At 67.3% G+C, this 15,163-nt stretch carries 14 protein-coding genes and 1 other RNA gene; 5 read left to right on the top strand and 10 right to left on the bottom strand.

Annotated elements, in window-relative coordinates; all coding sequences use genetic code 11:
* Positions 1 to 69: 69 nt before the first annotated feature.
* Positions 70 to 513, bottom strand: a complete 444-nt coding sequence (locus tag RHM57_RS07140; protein WP_134446505.1) for an RDD family protein — start codon at positions 511 to 513, stop codon at positions 70 to 72.
* A 144-nt stretch (positions 514 to 657) separates the two neighbouring features.
* Here RHM57_RS07140 and glnA (RHM57_RS07135) point away from each other — a divergent pair, with 144 nt between their 5' ends.
* Positions 658 to 2,082 (top strand): type I glutamate--ammonia ligase, encoded by a 1,425-nt coding sequence (glnA, locus tag RHM57_RS07135; RefSeq protein ID WP_134558421.1) that lies wholly within the window; start codon positions 658 to 660, stop codon positions 2,080 to 2,082.
* A gap of 65 nt (positions 2,083 to 2,147) precedes the next feature.
* On the opposite strand, the gene RHM57_RS07130 is transcribed toward glnA (RHM57_RS07135), so the two are convergent.
* Both RHM57_RS07130 and glnA (RHM57_RS07125) read right to left on the bottom strand, forming a co-directional pair.
* Positions 2,148 to 5,180, bottom strand: coding sequence for a bifunctional [glutamine synthetase] adenylyltransferase/[glutamine synthetase]-adenylyl-L-tyrosine phosphorylase (locus RHM57_RS07130; RefSeq protein ID WP_322140803.1), 3,033 nt, complete (start codon positions 5,178 to 5,180; stop codon positions 2,148 to 2,150).
* A gap of 6 nt (positions 5,181 to 5,186) precedes the next feature.
* Positions 5,187 to 6,524: a type I glutamate--ammonia ligase gene (glnA, locus tag RHM57_RS07125; protein WP_134446491.1), complete on the bottom strand. Its 1,338-nt coding sequence runs from the start codon at positions 6,522 to 6,524 to the stop codon at positions 5,187 to 5,189.
* Between the two features lie 100 nt (positions 6,525 to 6,624).
* Here glnA (RHM57_RS07125) and panB point away from each other — a divergent pair, with 100 nt between their 5' ends.
* Positions 6,625 to 7,497, top strand: coding sequence for a 3-methyl-2-oxobutanoate hydroxymethyltransferase (gene panB / locus RHM57_RS07120; RefSeq protein WP_134446490.1), 873 nt, complete (start codon positions 6,625 to 6,627; stop codon positions 7,495 to 7,497).
* A gap of 3 nt (positions 7,498 to 7,500) precedes the next feature.
* Here the strand turns inward: panB and RHM57_RS07115 are convergent, their stop codons facing one another.
* Positions 7,501 to 7,689 carry an SPOR domain-containing protein gene (locus RHM57_RS07115; RefSeq protein WP_134558423.1) on the bottom strand — a complete coding sequence of 63 codons (189 nt, stop codon included), beginning with the start codon at positions 7,687 to 7,689 and terminating at the stop codon, positions 7,501 to 7,503.
* A 12-nt stretch (positions 7,690 to 7,701) separates the two neighbouring features.
* Between RHM57_RS07115 and map the strand changes: the two genes are divergently transcribed.
* Together map and ppgK are read left to right on the top strand one after the other, a co-directional pair.
* The gene (map, locus tag RHM57_RS07110; protein WP_134446488.1) at positions 7,702 to 8,568 is read left to right on the top strand and encodes a type I methionyl aminopeptidase; all 867 of its coding nucleotides are present in this window, start codon (positions 7,702 to 7,704) and stop codon (positions 8,566 to 8,568) included.
* Positions 8,569 to 8,585: 17 nt separating this feature from the next.
* Complete coding sequence (ppgK, locus tag RHM57_RS07105; protein WP_134446487.1) at positions 8,586 to 9,350, top strand: polyphosphate--glucose phosphotransferase; 765 nt, start codon at positions 8,586 to 8,588, stop codon at positions 9,348 to 9,350.
* A 71-nt stretch (positions 9,351 to 9,421) separates the two neighbouring features.
* Here the strand turns inward: ppgK and rnpB are convergent.
* The 5 genes from rnpB to RHM57_RS07080 all read right to left on the bottom strand — a co-directional run bounded on the left by rnpB (position 9,422) and on the right by RHM57_RS07080 (position 13,812).
* Positions 9,422 to 9,792: RNase P RNA component class A (gene rnpB / locus RHM57_RS07100), an RNA gene on the bottom strand.
* A 22-nt stretch (positions 9,793 to 9,814) separates the two neighbouring features.
* Positions 9,815 to 10,552, bottom strand: coding sequence for a zinc ribbon domain-containing protein (locus RHM57_RS07095; RefSeq protein WP_134446486.1), 738 nt, complete (start codon positions 10,550 to 10,552; stop codon positions 9,815 to 9,817).
* A 73-nt stretch (positions 10,553 to 10,625) separates the two neighbouring features.
* A complete protein-coding gene (locus RHM57_RS07090; RefSeq protein ID WP_134558425.1) occupies positions 10,626 to 11,447 on the bottom strand; it encodes a Nif3-like dinuclear metal center hexameric protein in 822 nt (273 codons plus the stop codon).
* A 92-nt stretch (positions 11,448 to 11,539) separates the two neighbouring features.
* A complete protein-coding gene (locus RHM57_RS07085; RefSeq protein ID WP_134558426.1) occupies positions 11,540 to 13,270 on the bottom strand; it encodes a purine-cytosine permease family protein in 1,731 nt (576 codons plus the stop codon).
* A 38-nt stretch (positions 13,271 to 13,308) separates the two neighbouring features.
* Complete coding sequence (locus RHM57_RS07080; RefSeq protein WP_134446483.1) at positions 13,309 to 13,812, bottom strand: DUF427 domain-containing protein; 504 nt, start codon at positions 13,810 to 13,812, stop codon at positions 13,309 to 13,311.
* A 65-nt stretch (positions 13,813 to 13,877) separates the two neighbouring features.
* On the opposite strand from RHM57_RS07080, the gene RHM57_RS07075 reads away from it, so the two are divergent.
* Positions 13,878 to 14,783 (top strand): universal stress protein, encoded by a 906-nt coding sequence (locus RHM57_RS07075; RefSeq protein ID WP_166790607.1) that lies wholly within the window; start codon positions 13,878 to 13,880, stop codon positions 14,781 to 14,783.
* Here the strand turns inward: RHM57_RS07075 and RHM57_RS07070 are convergent.
* The gene (locus RHM57_RS07070) at positions 14,777 to 15,115 is read right to left on the bottom strand and encodes a hypothetical protein (RefSeq protein WP_134446481.1); all 339 of its coding nucleotides are present in this window, start codon (positions 15,113 to 15,115) and stop codon (positions 14,777 to 14,779) included. The two genes, RHM57_RS07075 and RHM57_RS07070, sit on opposite strands and share 7 nt — an antisense overlap.
* Positions 15,116 to 15,163 lie beyond the last annotated feature (48 nt).

Genomic DNA, 15,163 nt, shown 5'->3' with positions numbered 1-15,163 from the left:
CATTCCGCACGTCAAGAACCCCTCGTCGTCACGACGAGGGGTTCTTGCGTCTGCCTGTCGGCGCGCGGCTCAGCCGCGGACGAGGACGGTTCCGGCGACCTTGTCGTGGAAGCCGCGCTGGTCGGAGTCCCAGACCAGTGCGGGGAATGCCAGGCCGAGAAGCACGGAACGCACAATCGGCCGCCACGGACCGACCCAGCCGCCCGCGAGGGGGATCACCCGGAGTCCGACGAGGCGGTGGCCGATGCTGCCGCCGATCGTCGGGATGAACACGACCTGGAGCAGGACATAGGTCCCGGTCACGACAAAACCGTTGTAGTCGAGGAACGTATAGCGGAACACCGTGAATGCCAGCGCCATCGCGAGGGCATAGTCGATCAGGAGTCCCAGCATCCGTCGCCCGGCGCGGCCGATGGACAGTGGGCCGGCGTCGGGAAGCCCGAGTCGCTCCCCCGGCCATCTGCTCGGCGGGAGCTGTCCGAAGGTGGTCGGTTGCGAGGCAGAGGGAGGCACGGGATGATCCTAGCCAAGGGCCCCGCCTGTAACATGTGAGAAACAAAGTCGTCACAGTTGAGTAATGCTGCCGTAATACTCTCTGGGTAGCCGCCGTGCGCGACTTTCTGTCATTAACGCCCTCGTCGTTTGGAGTAAAACCGCATGTTCCGCGATTCGTCAGAAGTACTCAAGTTCATCAAGGACACTGACGTCAAGTTTCTTGACATTCGCTTCACCGATCTTCCTGGTGTGCAGCAGCACTTCAACATCCCCGCGTCGACCGTCGATGAGGAATTCTTCACGGTCGGGCAGATGTTCGACGGTTCGTCGATCCGCGGCTTCGCGTCCATCCACGAGTCGGACATGCAGCTCATCCCGGACGTGACGACGGCATACGTCGATGCCTTCCGCGCCGAACGCACGCTCATTATGCTTTTCGACATCTACAACCCGCGTAACGGTGAGATCTACTCCAAGGATCCCCGCCAGGTCGCGAAGAAGGCCGAGAAGTACCTCGAGTCGACCGGCATCGCCGACACCGCGTTCTTCGCCCCCGAAGCCGAGTTCTACATCTTCGACGACGTGCGTTATGAAGTGAACCAGTACTCGAGCTTCTACGCCGTGGACTCCAGCGAAGGCGCCTGGAACTCCGGCAAGAAGGAAGAGGGCGGCAACCTCGCCAACAAGACCCCGTACAAGGGCGGATACTTCCCCGTCAGCCCCGTCGACCAGCACGTCGACATGCGTGACGACATCTGCCTCAAGCTCATCGACGCAGGCCTGATCCTCGAGCGCAGCCACCACGAGGTCGGCACCGGCGGACAGGGCGAGATCAACTACCGCTTCGACACCATGGTCCACGCGGCGGACGACCTGCTCAAGTTCAAGTACATCGTGAAGAACACGGCGCACGAGTGGGGCAAGACGGCGACGTTCATGCCCAAGCCGCTCTTCGGCGACAACGGTTCCGGTATGCACACCCACCAGTCCCTCTGGTCCGGCGGCAAGCCGTTGTTCTACGACGAGGCCGGCTACGGCGGACTCTCCGACATCGCCCGCTGGTACATCGGCGGCCTGCTCAAGCACGCCCCGGCCGTCCTCGCGTTCACCAACCCCTCGGTGAACTCGTACCACCGCCTCGTCCCCGGCTTCGAAGCCCCGGTCAACCTGGTCTACTCTGCCGGTAACCGCTCGGCCTCGATCCGCATCCCGATCACGGGCACCAACCCGAAGGCCAAGCGCATCGAGTTCCGCGCGCCCGACGCCTCCGGCAACCCGTACCTCGCCTTCGCTGCCCAGCTGATGGCCGGCCTCGACGGGATCAAGAACCGGATCGAGCCGCACGAGCCGGTCGACAAGGACCTCTACGAGCTCCCGCCCGAAGAAGCCAAGAACATCCCGCAGGTTCCCGCTTCCCTCGAGGAGGCGCTGCTGGCCCTCGAAGCCGACCACGACTTCCTCCTCGCCGGCAACGTGTTCACGCCCGAACTGATCGAGACCTGGGTCAGCTTCAAGCGCGAGCAGGAAATCAAGCCGCTCGCGCAGCGTCCGCACCCGTTCGAGTATGAACTGTACTACGGGGTCTAAACCGCACCGAGCCTGACCATAACGGGTCGTACCTCTCGGGGTACGGCCCGTTCGTCGTTCCCCGGTCAGCCGGCGAACGGGCCCGCGTGTTCGACGGGGCCGTAGAAGCGACGCTCGAACACGGCGCGGGCGCGCCGGGTGACGGCGAGGTAGTCGTCTTCGAGCCGGTTGGCGGAGCCCGGCGGGTATTCGAGGATCCGGGCGATGCCCTCGAGCTGGATGCGGTCGGTCGGGAGGGTGTCCGCAGTCCGGTTCATCCACAGGGTCATCGCGGACCGGCAGCGGGAGGTGAAGATCCACGCCGCCCGGAGGGTCTCGGCATCCGAGTCGCTCACGAGCCCGGCCCTGGCGGCGGCGTGCAGTGCACCGAGGGTCGAGTGCGTGCGCAGCTCGGGGATCGCCGCGGCGTGCTGCAACTGCAACAGCTGGACGAACCACTCGACGTCGCTGAGCGATCCGCGGCCGAGCTTGAGGTGCCGGTTCGGGTCTGCGCCCTGCGGTAACCGTTCCTTCTCGACGCGGGCCTTCATCCGTTTGATCTCCCGGACAGCCTGGTCGTCGATCGCGAGCGGGAAACGAACCGAGTCCGCGAGGGTCTCGAAGTCGGCAAGCAGCCGGGCATCGCCGGCGACGCCCCTGCCCCGCAGCAGCGCCTGCGCCTCCCAGGTCAGCGACCAGCGCCGGTAGTACGCCTCGTACGAGTCGAGGGATCGGGCGACGGGCCCGTTCTTGCCCTCCGGGCGCAGACCGAGGTCGAGGTCGAGCGGCAGGCGGCTGTCCTCGGTGAGGCGTTTGAGTTCCCTCGCGATGAACATCGCCCGGGCATGCGCGGCCTCGCCGCTAAGTTTTCCGGCCCGGAACACGTACATCACGTCGGCGTCGGACCCGAAGCCCAGCTCGGCTCCCCCGAACCGGCCCATGCCGATCACGGCGAACTCGATGCCGTCCGCGTCGCCGTCGGGCTCGCCCCGGAGGCCGGTGCCGCGGATCGCCGCGGTGACGCCCTCGATCACGGTCGCGGTGACGTCGGTCAGGCCCGTCGCGAGCTGGTCGATGCTGATCCTGCCGAGGATGGACGAGAAGGCCAGGCGCAGGATCTCGCGGCGCCGCGCCGTACGGAGGACGGATGCCGCTGCTTCCGGCGTCTGGTGGCGTGCCAGGACCGCGCGGGACTCTGCGCGCAGCACGGCGAGGGGCCGCGGACGCAGGTCGTTCTCGTTCTCGAGCCATGCGACCGACTCCGGAATGGTTTCGAGGAGTTCGCCGACGAACCGGGACGAGGACAGCACCCGGGTCAGCCGTTCGGCGGCGCCGGAGGAGTCACGAAGCATCCGCAGGAACCAGTAGGTCGACCCGAGGCTGTCGCTGAGGCGCCGAAAGGCCAACAGGCCGTAGTCGGGGTCGGCACCCTCGGAGAACCACTGCAGGAGGACGGGAAGGAGGTGGCGCTGGATCGTCGCCCGACGGGAAACGCCCCCGGTGAGCGCGGCGATGTGGGCGAAGGCGCCCTTGGTGTCGCGGAAACCGATCGCCGCGAGCCTGGCCTCGGCCTGCGCGCTCGTGAGAACGAGCTCACCATCGGGCAGCGCGGCAACGGCGGAGAGCAAAGGCCGGTAGAAGAGGCGCTCGTGCAGTCCACGCACCCGGTGTTTGGTGTCCGCCCAGCGCGTGCTGAGCTGGGCGGCTCCCGAGGCGAGTCCGGTCGCCCGGGCGAGGATGCGCAGGCTCGCCTCGTCGCGCGGCACGAGGTGGGTACGTCGCAGGCGGTAGAGCTGCAGGCGGTGTTCCATCAACCGGAGGATCCGGTAGTCCTGCGAGAATTCCGCCGCTTCCGCGCGACCAACGTAGCCGGACTCGGCGAGGGCCGCGAGTGCGGGGAGGGTGCCGGCCTGTCGCACGTCTTCGTCGGCCTGGCCGTGAACGAGCTGGAGGAGCTGCACGGTGAACTCGATGTCGCGCAGCCCGCCGGGGCCGAGCTTGAGCTGGACATCGACCTCGTCGTCGGGGATGTTGTCGGTCACCCGTTCCCGCATCCGCTGCACAGACTCGACGAAGTTCTCCCGGCTGGCGCTCGTCCACACCTTCGGACCGACCGCGGCGAGGTACCGTTCACCGAGCCCGGCATGGCCGGCGAGCGGCCTCGCCTTGAGCAGGGCCTGGAATTCCCAGCTCTTCGCCCACCGCTCGTAATACGCGATGTGTGAGTCGAGGGAACGCACGAGCGCCCCCGACTTTCCCTCTGGACGCAGGTTCGGGTCGACCTCCCAGAGTTCGGGTTCGAGCGTCGGCTGGTTGAGGCCGCGCATCAGCAGGATCGCAAGCCTGGTTGCGATGTCGACCGCACGACCGGACTCGAGCCCGGTTTCGGGGTCTGCTTCCGCGACGAAGATGACGTCGACGTCGCTGACGTAGTTGAGCTCCCTCGCCCCGGCCTTGCCCATGCCGATCACGGCGAGCCGGGTGGAGCGCACCTGGTCGACGGGGAAGACGCCAGGGGCGGCAACGGGGGCAGCCACCATCGTTCGCGCGACGGCGAGGGACCCCTCCAGCGCGGCGGCGGCGAGATCGGACAGCGCCCTGGCGACACCGTCAAGGCCGGCGACGGGGTCAGCCTGTTCGAGATCGAAAGCGGCGACCTCCGCGAGCCTCCGCCGGTACCGCACCCGGAGCGCAACCCAGCCGGCGTCGTCGACGAGGGCAGCGAAGCCGTCGACGGCCCCGACCGAGGCGAGCAGATCCCTGGTGAGTTCCTCGGGGCCGGGAAGGGACCGTGAGCGGGTGGCCAGGACGCCGAGCTCCTCCGGGTGCCGCAGGAAGAAATCGGTCAGGCCGCGGGACGCGCCGAGCACGAGCAGGAGGCGCAGCGGAGCGCCCGGGCAGGCCAGGAGGGCCAGGAGCTCCGCCGGTGCCTGCCGCAGCAGGGCGATCAGGCCGGAGAGTGCTGCGTCCGGGCTCGCCGTGCGGGCGAGCAACGGCAAGAGTTCTGCCGAATCGGGCCCGCCCCTGGTGACGACCTCGTCGAGGCACGCCCGGACCTCACCGAGTTCAGCGAAGCCGACCCTCGCAAGTTCGGTGAGGGTCAGCGCCTCTCGCGCCATCGTGCGCTACAACATCTCGAGGTTCTTTTGCAGCTCGAATGGAGTGACCTGAGAGCGGTACTCCTTCCACTCCTGCCGTTTGTTGAGCAGCACGTAGTTGAACACGTGCTCGCCCAGGGTCTCGGCGACGAGTTCGGATTCCTCCATGAACTGGATGGCGTGGTCGAGGCTCGCAGGCAGCTGGCGGTAACCGAGTGCGCGGCGCTCGGTGTCGCTGAGCCCCCAGACGTTGTCCTCGGCTTCCGGAGGCAGCTCGTAGCCCTCTTCGATGCCCTTGAGGCCGGCAGCGAGCATGAGCGAGTATGCGAGGTACGGGTTCGCTGCGGAGTCGATCGCCCGGTATTCGATGCGGGAGCTGTTGCCCTTGTTCGGCTTGTACAGCGGCACGCGGATCAGCGCGGACCGGTTGTTGTGGCCCCAGCAGACGAAGCTCGGCGCCTCATCCCCGCCCCAGAGCCGCTTGTACGAGTTCACGAACTGGTTCGTGACTGCGGTGATCTCCGGTGCGTGCTTGAGCAGGCCCGCGATGAACTGACGCCCGGTGCGGGACAGCTGGTACTGCGCGCCCGCCTCGTAGAAGGCGTTCGTCTCGCCCTCGAAGAGGGACAGGTGGGTGTGCATGCCCGAGCCAGGCTGGTCGGACATCGGCTTCGGCATGAACGTCGCGTAGACGCCCTGCTCGATAGCGACCTCCTTGATGACGGTGCGGAAAGTCATGATGTTGTCGGCCGTCGAGAGGGCGTCCGCATACCGGAGGTCGATCTCGTTCTGGCCGGGGCCGGCCTCGTGGTGGCTGAACTCCACCGAAATGCCGAGCTCCTCGAGCATCCGCACGGAACGGCGCCGGAAGTCGTGGGCGGTTCCGCCGGGGACGTTGTCGAAGTATCCGGCGGAGTCGACGGGCACCGGCCCGTCCTTGCCGAACTTCGACGACTTCAGGAGGTAGAACTCGATTTCAGGATGCGTGTAGAACGTGAAGCCGCGATCCGCCGCTTTCGCAAGCGTGCGCTTGAGCACGTTGCGCGGGTCGGCAACCGCGGGCTGACCGTCGGGGGTCGTGATATCGCAGAACATGCGTGCGGTCGGGTCGACTTCGCCCCGCCACGGCAGAATCTGGAACGTTGTGGGATCCGGATGTGCGAGGACATCCGCTTCGAAGGACCGGGTCAGGCCCTCGATGGCCGAGCCGTCAAAACCGAGACCCTCTGCGAATGCGCCCTCGACCTCGGCCGGTGCGATCGCCACCGATTTCAGGGTGCCGACGACGTCCGTGAACCAGAGACGAATGAACTTGATGCCCCGTTCCTCGATGGTACGAAGAACGAAGTCGCGCTGCTTGTCCATCCACGCCCTTTCTTGTTGATCACTAGGTTACTGGCTGTCGTGACCTCGCGTGCGAAAACGGCCCCGGCGGGCGGAATCGGCCGCTGGCTACACTGGAGGCATGCCAGAGTCGACCGCGTCAGATGCTCCCCGTTCCGTCAATGACCTGAATCCCTTCGTTCCCGCCCCCGCAGGACCCAAGCGGGTGCGGACCCGCCATTTCTCGAACGCGAAACAGCATGGAATCCCGATTACCGGCCTGACCAGCTACGACATGCTCACGGCGCAGATTTTCGACCAGGCCGGGATCGATTTCCTCCTGGTCGGAGACTCGGCGGGGAACAATGTCTTCGGCTACGAGACCACTCTTCCCGTCACCGTCGACGAGCTGATCCCGCTCACCCGTGCAGTCGCCCGCGCCGTCACCCGCGCCCTTGTCGTCGCTGACATGCCCTTCGGCTCCTACGAGACCGGCCAGACGGAGGCCCTCCACACCGCGGTGCGGTTCATGAAGGAAGCACAGGCCCACGCGGTCAAGCTCGAGGGCGGGGTGCGCAGCCACAAGCAGATCAAGAGAATCGTGACGAGCGGTATCCCCGTGATGGCCCACATCGGTTTCACACCGCAGAGCGAACACGGTCTCGGCGGCCACATCATCCAGGGCCGCGGCGACGCCGCGGAGAAACTCCTCGAAGACGCCCTCGCCGTGCAGGACGCCGGCGCGTTCGCCGTCGTCCTCGAGATGGTTCCGGCGACCGTGGCCGCGGAGGTCACCAGCAAGCTCGAGATCCCGACGATCGGTGTCGGGGCAGGACCAGACGTCGACGGCCAGCTGCTGGTCTGGACAGACTTCGCCGGCATGACCGAGGGCCGCGTGCCGCGTTTCGTGCGGCAGTACGCCAACGTGCGCAGCGTCCTCACGGATGCCGTGCACCAGTTCAAGTCAGACGTCGAGAGCGGCGTGTACCCCGGGCCGGAACACAGCTACGAATAGCTGTCAGCGGTCCTCCGCAGCGTCCTCCGCCGACCATTTCGCGCTGTTCGCGCGGAGCTTCTCCAGTGCGTGGGCTGCCTCGTCGCGGGTGGGGAACGGCCCGACCCGATCGACGGCGAGAGAGACCATTCCCTCCTCGACGGCGCCCGTGCGCAGGTTGTACCAGAACTGGTGCTCAGTATCTTCGGCCATAAGCTAGATCCTATGCCTAAGGATTCCGCCGGTCACCTCTTGCCAGGCCCGGTATCCCCCATCCGTCCCGTCCCCGCCAGGATCCCCCGTCCGGAATACGTCGGCCACGCCGCACCGGCGCGATTCACCGGTTCCGACGTCTACCCCGCCGCGAAGATCGAACTGATCCGTGAGGCCGGCCGGATCGCCGCGGAGGCGATCGAAGCCGTCGGCCGGGGCATCCGCCCGGGCGTGACCACGGAAGAACTCGACCGGATCGGACACCAATTCCTGATCGAGCATGACGCGTACCCCTCCACGCTCGGCTACCGGGGCTATCCCAAGTCGCTGTGCAGCTCGGTCAACGAGGTCATCTGCCACGGCATCCCCGACACGACGGTCCTCGAAGACGGAGACATCGTCAACATCGACATCACCGCCTTCAAGAACGGCGTCCACGGGGACACCAACGTCACGTTCATCGTCGGGGAGGCGAGCGAAGCGGTGACGCTCCTCGTCGAACGCACGAAGGAGGCCCTCGCCCGCGGTATCAAGGCCGTCGCCCCCGGGCGTCAGGTCAACGTGATCGGCCGGACCATCGAGTCATACGCCAAGCGGTTCGGCTACGGCGTCGTTCGGGACTTCACCGGCCACGGGGTCGGCGAGGCCTTCCACTCCGGCCTGATCGTCCCCCACTACGACTCTGCCCCGCAGTACGACACCGTGATGGAGGTCGGCATGGTCTTCACGATCGAGCCGATGCTCACACTCGGCGGCACGGACTGGGACATGTGGGCGGATGACTGGACCGTGACGACCAGGGACAAGAGCATCACCGCCCAGTTCGAGCACACCCTTGTCGTGACCGAACGCGGCGCAGAGGTCTTGACCCTCCCCTAGACGGTAGGTTTTCTACTATGAGTTCTCAGACGGCCATCGGCATCGACATCGGCGGGACCGGCATCAAGGGGGCACTCGTCGATCTTGCGACGGGCGCGCTGCTGACCGACCGCGTCAAGCTCCCCACGCCCAAGGGCGGGCGCCCTGCCGACATCGTCGAGACGACCCGCGTCATCCTCGAAAGGGTCAGTGCCATTGCTGGCGTGACGGATGTCCCCGTCGGCATCTGCTTCCCCGCGATCGTCAGGCACGGACGGACGATGTCGGCCGCCAACGTGTCCAAGAAATGGATCGGCCTCGAGGCCGCGGCCCTGTTCGCAAGGAGCCTCGGCGCACCCATCACGTTCGTGAACGACGCGGATGCCGCGGGGTACGCCGAATCCCAGTTCGGTGCCGCGCAGGGGGTGGAGGGCGTGGTGATCCTGACCACCCTCGGCACCGGCATCGGCACGGCGCTCCTGAACGACGGGGTGCTCGTTCCCAACACCGAACTCGGTCACCTGCAGATCGACGGAGTCGACTACGAGACCCGCGCCTCGTACTCCGCGCGGGAACGGGAGAATCTCTCCTGGTCGGCCTGGGCGGCACGCCTGCAGAAGTACTACTCCACGCTCGAGGCGCTCTTCTCCCCCGACCTGTTCGTCGTCGGCGGCGGCGTCTCCAAGCACCACGACGATTTCCTGCCCCTGCTCGCGCTGCACACGCCGATCGTCCCGGCCGTGCACAAGAACAACGCCGGCATTCTCGGGGCTGCGGCCCTCGCCGTGAAAGACCTGGACTAGACCAGGACCGGTCTCGTCCCGTGGTCGGGTGACGGCACCCCGTGGGGGAAGCGGCCCCAACGGGGAAAAGGGGAATGGGCCGGCTGGTACGCCGGGTTCTGTCCCGGTTTTCACCGGGGACGGCCATCTATCTCGGGACTACGTTGCCGCAGCCCTCTAGCGGTCTACCCGGAAACTCGGCGAGCCGCCTTAACGTTTCCTGTGTGACCTTGCTCCGGACGAGGTTTACCGAGCCGACCAGGTCACCCTGGCCTCTGGTGGTCTCTTACACCACCGTTTCACCCTTACCACCGAAAAACGGTGGCGGTCTACTTTCTGTGGCACTGTCTCGCGGGTTACCCCGGGTGGGTGTTACCCACCGCCCTGCTCTGTGGAGCCCGGACGTTCCTCGGCAGCCGCTCCCCCGAAGGGAACCGGCTGACGCGGCCGTCTTGCCGACCCATTCTTCCTCCCAGACTACAGGATCAGATTCCGGACTCCTCCGTGCGCACAAGGATCGCACCACAATCCGGGCAGAACAGCACCTCGTCGGCCGCAGACGACCGCACGGACTCGAGGTCGCTTCCGGTGAGGGTGATGGTGCATCCGCTGCAGGTGCGCTGGCGCAACAGCGCGGCAGCGTTCCCGTGGCCGCTCACGAAGAGCTTCTCGTAAAGGCTCGCGAGATCCGGCGCGATCGTCCCTGCGATCACGGCCCGGTCGCGGCGGAGTTCCTCGAGCTGGCGGTGCAGGGTGGCGAGGTCGGCGTCGCGTGAGGTCTCGGTCTCCTCGACTCGGGCGGCCAGCGCGTCCCGTTCCGCTTCGACGACCGCAACAGCGGATTCACGTTCCTCGAGGCGCTCCATCACGGCGATCTCGATCTCTTCGAGGGCGAGCAGCCGTTTGCGGAGTGCGGCGAGTTCGGTGTCGAGCGCCTGGACGTCCTTGACCGAACTCGTCGTCTGCAGGCGTTCGTCGTCGCGCTTGATGCGCTTCTCGACGACCTCGACGTCGGACTCGATCCGGTTCAGTTCGAGACGAACGTCCTCGACTTCTCCGTGGAGAGTCGTGAGGTTCATCCGGGTCTTGTCCGCGGTTCCGGCGAGTGCGGTGAGTTCGGCGTGCTGGGCGAGCGCCCTGGTCTGGTGGTCGACCTGCTGGAGCCTGATGTCGAGAGCCTGGAGCCGGAGCAGTTCCTTCTGCTCGATGGGGGATGCCTTCACTTGAGTCCTGACCTTCACGGGTATTGAGTTCGACCGGCCCGGTGGCCGGATACTGTCGGTGGGGTTGTGCAGGTTACTGCACGATGACGAAGTCCCACGGGTCCGTGCGCAGATCGCTCACGTCCACCCGTAGTCCCGGAAAAGCGTTCCGCAACGCGTCGGCGGCGGTGTCGAGCCACAACCACTCGCTCGCCCAGTGTGACACGTCGATCAGCGCCGGTGTGTTTCCGTCGAGCAGCGCCTGTTCCCTCGCCTCGGAGGCCGGGTGATGACGGAGGTCGGCGGTGATGTAGACATCCGCGGCCAGCACGGACGGAACGCTGAGCAGGGAGTCCCCCGCTCCACCGCAGAGCGCGACAGAGCGAACCGGTGCGGTGTACTCCCCCGAGACGCGGATCCCGGAGGCTGTCGCGGGCAGGATCGTCGCGAGGCGCCGGGCGAGCTGGCCGAGTGTGGTCGGAGTCCCGAGCAGCCCGACCCGCCCGATACCGGTCCCTGGCACGGTTCCCGCGGTGATCGGCTGGGCGTCCACGAGTCCGAGTCGCGACGCGAGGACGTCGGAGACACCGTCGACGACGACATCCGCGTTCGTGTGCGCGGCGAGGAGTGCGCAGTCCGACCGGATCAACCTGGCCAGGAGGGCACCCTTGTACCGGTCCTCTGCGATGGACGTGACTCCGCGAAGAAGGAGCGGATGGTGGACGAGAAGGAGGTCGGCACCGACCTCGATCGCCTCATCGACGGTCGCGGAGACGGCGTCGACCGCGAGGAGGACGGAATCGACCCGGTTCGACGGGTCGCCGCTCACGAGTCCGGGTGCATCCCACGTCTCCGCACCCGACAACGGCCAGAGCTCGTGGACGGTCCGGGTGATCTCTGCGAGCGAATAGGACACCCCGTCAGCCTACCCGTGCGCTACCCCGGCCATTCTCAGGGCGCCGACTCGCAGGCGCCGGTCTCACGACACCCACCCGGCGACCCGTGGACTCACCCCGCGGACGCCGGGGTCCTGGCGTTCTCCTGCCTGCGGATCGCCGGAATGCCCGCGAGGAGGGGTGTCGCGAGGCCCAGGGCGAAGACGATCAGGACGCCGGGGTTCGTCGCCGCGAATTCCCCGCCGGGGTCGATGCCGAGTGGTTCAAAGAGGTATCCCTGCCAGGCCGACCAGCCCTCCCCAGGGACGAGGAGTCCCCAGCCGACCACGCTGAAGACGACGAAGGCGGCCAGATTGACCCAGCGCACGTCCGCATACGCTCCACCGCGCTTCAGGAGGCTGCGGGTGTCGTACCGATTGGCGCGCACGAACGTCTCGGCGGAGAACAGCCCCGACCAGGCCGCGACCGGGATCGCGAGGGTCAGTGGCACGGTGAGGAACGCCGCCCGGACACCCAACCCACCGGACGGCAGGAGGAGCAGTGCCGCGCCCATCGCCGTGAGAGCGACTCCCGCGGCCCGAGGGAGCCCGGAGGACAGCGCCGCGGCCGCCAGGCCGCCCGAGTACAACGTCAGGATCAGTGCGGAGAGCACGGTGACCGTTCCGAGCAGAAGCAACGGCCATTCGAGACCGGCGGGCAGGAGCGCGGCGAGCGTTCCGACCGGGTCGACGGCGAGGTCTGCTCCCCGCTGGCCCTGGGACGAGACGAGCAGTGCCCCCCAGGAGGCGAGGACGAGGGCAGGTACCCCGACCCCCGCGAGGAGCCAGAGAACCGCATTCGATCCGGAACCGGACCTGCCCTGATAGCGTGCAAGGTCTGCGCCGCTCGACGCCCAGGCGAGTCCCAGGTAGGCGAACACGAGGGTGACCCCGCCGAACACCGTGAAACCGCTTCCATCCGGAACAGTGAGCGCCGAGCCCACGTCGACGAGTCCGGCCGAGAGCACCATCACCGCGATCACCAGGGCGGCACCTGCGACGGCGAGCACGGCCTGAACGGAGCGGATGAGCGCATAGCCGAAGAGCGCGACCACGGTCGCCACGATCAGGACCGCCAGCGCGGGGAGCGGAACGGACCCGTCCCTGGTTCCACCTGCCAGCGTCGGCGGCCTCGTTGCTGCGGTCACGGCCCGGCCCAGGATGGCGAGGAGCAGTGCGCCCCAGGCCATCCGGACAAGCAGGGCGAACACGGTGGGAACGACGTTTCCGATCACGCCGAACGTTGCCCGCGACAGCATGACCATCGACTGCCCGTTGCGCCGACCGGCCAGGGTTCCCAGGCCGAGCGGGATCAGTGAGAGCACGATGCCGAGCACGGTGACGAGTACGACCTGGCGGATGCTGAGTCCGAGGTAGGCGAGGCGCGCACCGACCGCGACGCTGACGACGGATGCCATGACCGCGAACCAGAGACGGAAGACCCGGCTTCCGCGTCCGACCCGGTTCACCACCGGGGTCGGAGCCTGTGCGTAACGCTCGATCACGAGCCGCGGCTCCTCGGCGAGAGCGGCATCGACGAGGACGATTTCGTCGTCGCTGACCCGTGGACTCGCCACGGGCGCGGCCACCCCCGTCGGTACGTCGTCGGCGTCGTCGGGCAGGTCGTCGTCGACTCCGAAGCCGACGATCTCGGTCGCGGCCGTCCTCGGCGCGCTCCCGTCCAGTGGCGTGATGCCCAGTTCGATCACGGCCGGTGACTCCACCGTGAGCGCGTCGTCGTCAGCCGGGGAGGCGGGTTCGGGCGGAACGGGGCCGTCCTGCCCCCTCGGGTACCTGTCGGACATGCCCCGAGTGTAGCCAGATGCCCGAAATCGCGGCAGGTCTACCAGCCGAGGGTGCCCGGCTCCCCCTTGAACGGCCCGACGACCCGCGAGGTGATCCAACCGCCATAGAAGGATCCGGCCTGCGCGTGGACGACTTCACCGTCGACAGTGCAAAGATCCATCCGCCCCGGATACAGTGCGATCCGGCCCGCGAGCGATTCGAACCCAGGCTCGGGCTCAGGGTAGGTCCAGGCAGCGCCAACGGCACGAGCAGTGCCGGACACGACGGTCAGGTATGACGCGGTTCCCTTGTATTCGCACACCGATCGGCCGTCCGCCGGCACGAGAGAACCGGGGCGGAAGGCATCGCGGGGAAGGTAATACGCCGGCGGGTGGCTCGTCTCGAGCACGCGGACCGCGTTTTCGGTGCGCGCGATCTCGAGCCCACCGAAGCGGATCACCACTTCCTCGGAGACGGGCTCGACCCTGGGCGGGCGCGGGTAGTCCCACACCGATTCCTGGCCGGGACCGGGGACGACCCTGTCCCTGTGTGCGGATGTCATCGGGCCATAGTAGCCCGGCGGTCCGGCGGCGGGCTGGCAGTGCACCCCGGGCGTACACTGCGGGCATGACGGAGAACGTGATCGTTGCGATTGACGGCGGGCCGGCCAGTGCTGCAGCCCTGGATTGGGCGATCACCCGAGCGGTCGACCGCTCGTCCGCCGAATCGGACGCACAACCGATCGAGCTCGAACTCACGACCGTCGTCGAGCTGGGTTGGTCGCCGCACGACGTCGCCCTCAGCTTCCAGCCTGCCTACGAACGCGCGCTGGCCGCGGCGACCCATGAAGTGGAACGCCGGGCTCCGGGGTGCCGCAGGACGAGCTACATCCGACACGGTGTCCCCGTCGACGAGCTCGTCAGGGCATCCGCTTCTGCGGACCTGATGGTGATCGGCTCGAACAAGACCGGGCTCCTGACCGGCGCCGTCTACGGGACGCTCCCCCTCCGCCTCGCGGCGCACGCGCACTGCCCGGTCGTCGTCGTTCCGGCGACGTGGCGACCGCGGATCGGCCCTGTCGTCGTCGGGTTCGACGACGACCCCGCCGGCACGGAAGCCCTCGACTGGGCTGCCGACGAAGCGGTCAGGCTCGGGCGCGGACTCCGGATCGTGCACTCCTGGTCGATTCCGATGACGGTTGCGATCGACCTCGGCGCGACGGTGCCGTTCGAAGCGCTCCGCGAAGCCAATGCCGAAGCGCTCGCGATCACGGCCCAACGGGTGCGGGACGCCCGTCCAGGACTCGACGTCGTCGAGATCCTCGACACCGGGCCGGCCGCCCCTGCACTCGTCGATGCGTCCGCCGAGGCTGAACTGCTCGTGGTCGGCACGCACGGACGCGGCTCGGTCGGGAGCCTCATCCTGGGCTCGGTGAGCCACGACGTGCTGCTCAACCTGCCCTGCCCGATCGTGGTCATTCCGCGCCGAATCGACGGGACGTCGTCAAGCGGTCAGACGGGACGTCCTCAGTAGTCGAATTCGTCGAACTGGGGAGCATCGAGACCGTCGCCGGTCCAAGCACCCTGGGGCACCGCCATCGGAGCGAGCGCCTTCCTGCGCAGGCCCGCGGTGATGTCGGTATCGACGAGTTCGCGGAAACCTGTCGGGGACGTGACGCTCGTCAACTGGCTCGCCGCGCCGATCAGGAACTGGGCCCTCCCGACCTGACCGCTGTCGCCGATGACGGGAATGTCGACAACTTCGACCTGGCCTCGGGTACTCAGTCTCTCGGCATACTGCATGACAGCATCGGCAAGGTCACTCCCGGTTACGACGGATCCCCCTGCGTGGAATATGCGCTTCATCGTCTTCCCTCACTGGCTCAGTGAACTGTCCATGTGCAGCCAGGGTCC

This window comes from Cryobacterium sp. 10S3 (assembly GCF_034344045.1).
GTDB lineage: Bacteria > Actinomycetota > Actinomycetes > Actinomycetales > Microbacteriaceae > Cryobacterium > Cryobacterium glucosi.
Note: the sequence above shows the minus strand (reverse complement) of the source record. Positions and strands in the feature narration are given on the sequence as shown.

Coding starts and splice junctions, on each gene's coding strand:
- glnA (WP_134558421.1), top strand. CDS start 658: ATGTTCCGCGATTCGTCAGAAGTACTCAAGTTCATCAAGGACACTGAC.
- RHM57_RS07130 (WP_322140803.1), bottom strand. CDS start 5,180: ATGGCGCGAGAGGCGCTGACCCTCACCGAACTTGCGAGGGTCGGCTTC.
- glnA (WP_134446491.1), bottom strand. CDS start 6,524: ATGGACAAGCAGCGCGACTTCGTTCTTCGTACCATCGAGGAACGGGGC.
- panB (WP_134446490.1), top strand. CDS start 6,625: ATGCCAGAGTCGACCGCGTCAGATGCTCCCCGTTCCGTCAATGACCTG.
- RHM57_RS07115 (WP_134558423.1), bottom strand. CDS start 7,689: ATGGCCGAAGATACTGAGCACCAGTTCTGGTACAACCTGCGCACGGGC.
- map (WP_134446488.1), top strand. CDS start 7,702: ATGCCTAAGGATTCCGCCGGTCACCTCTTGCCAGGCCCGGTATCCCCC.
- ppgK (WP_134446487.1), top strand. CDS start 8,586: ATGAGTTCTCAGACGGCCATCGGCATCGACATCGGCGGGACCGGCATC.
- RHM57_RS07085 (WP_134558426.1), bottom strand. CDS start 13,270: ATGTCCGACAGGTACCCGAGGGGGCAGGACGGCCCCGTTCCGCCCGAA.
- RHM57_RS07080 (WP_134446483.1), bottom strand. CDS start 13,812: ATGACATCCGCACACAGGGACAGGGTCGTCCCCGGTCCCGGCCAGGAA.
- RHM57_RS07075 (WP_166790607.1), top strand. CDS start 13,878: ATGACGGAGAACGTGATCGTTGCGATTGACGGCGGGCCGGCCAGTGCT.
- RHM57_RS07070 (WP_134446481.1), bottom strand. CDS start 15,115: ATGAAGCGCATATTCCACGCAGGGGGATCCGTCGTAACCGGGAGTGAC.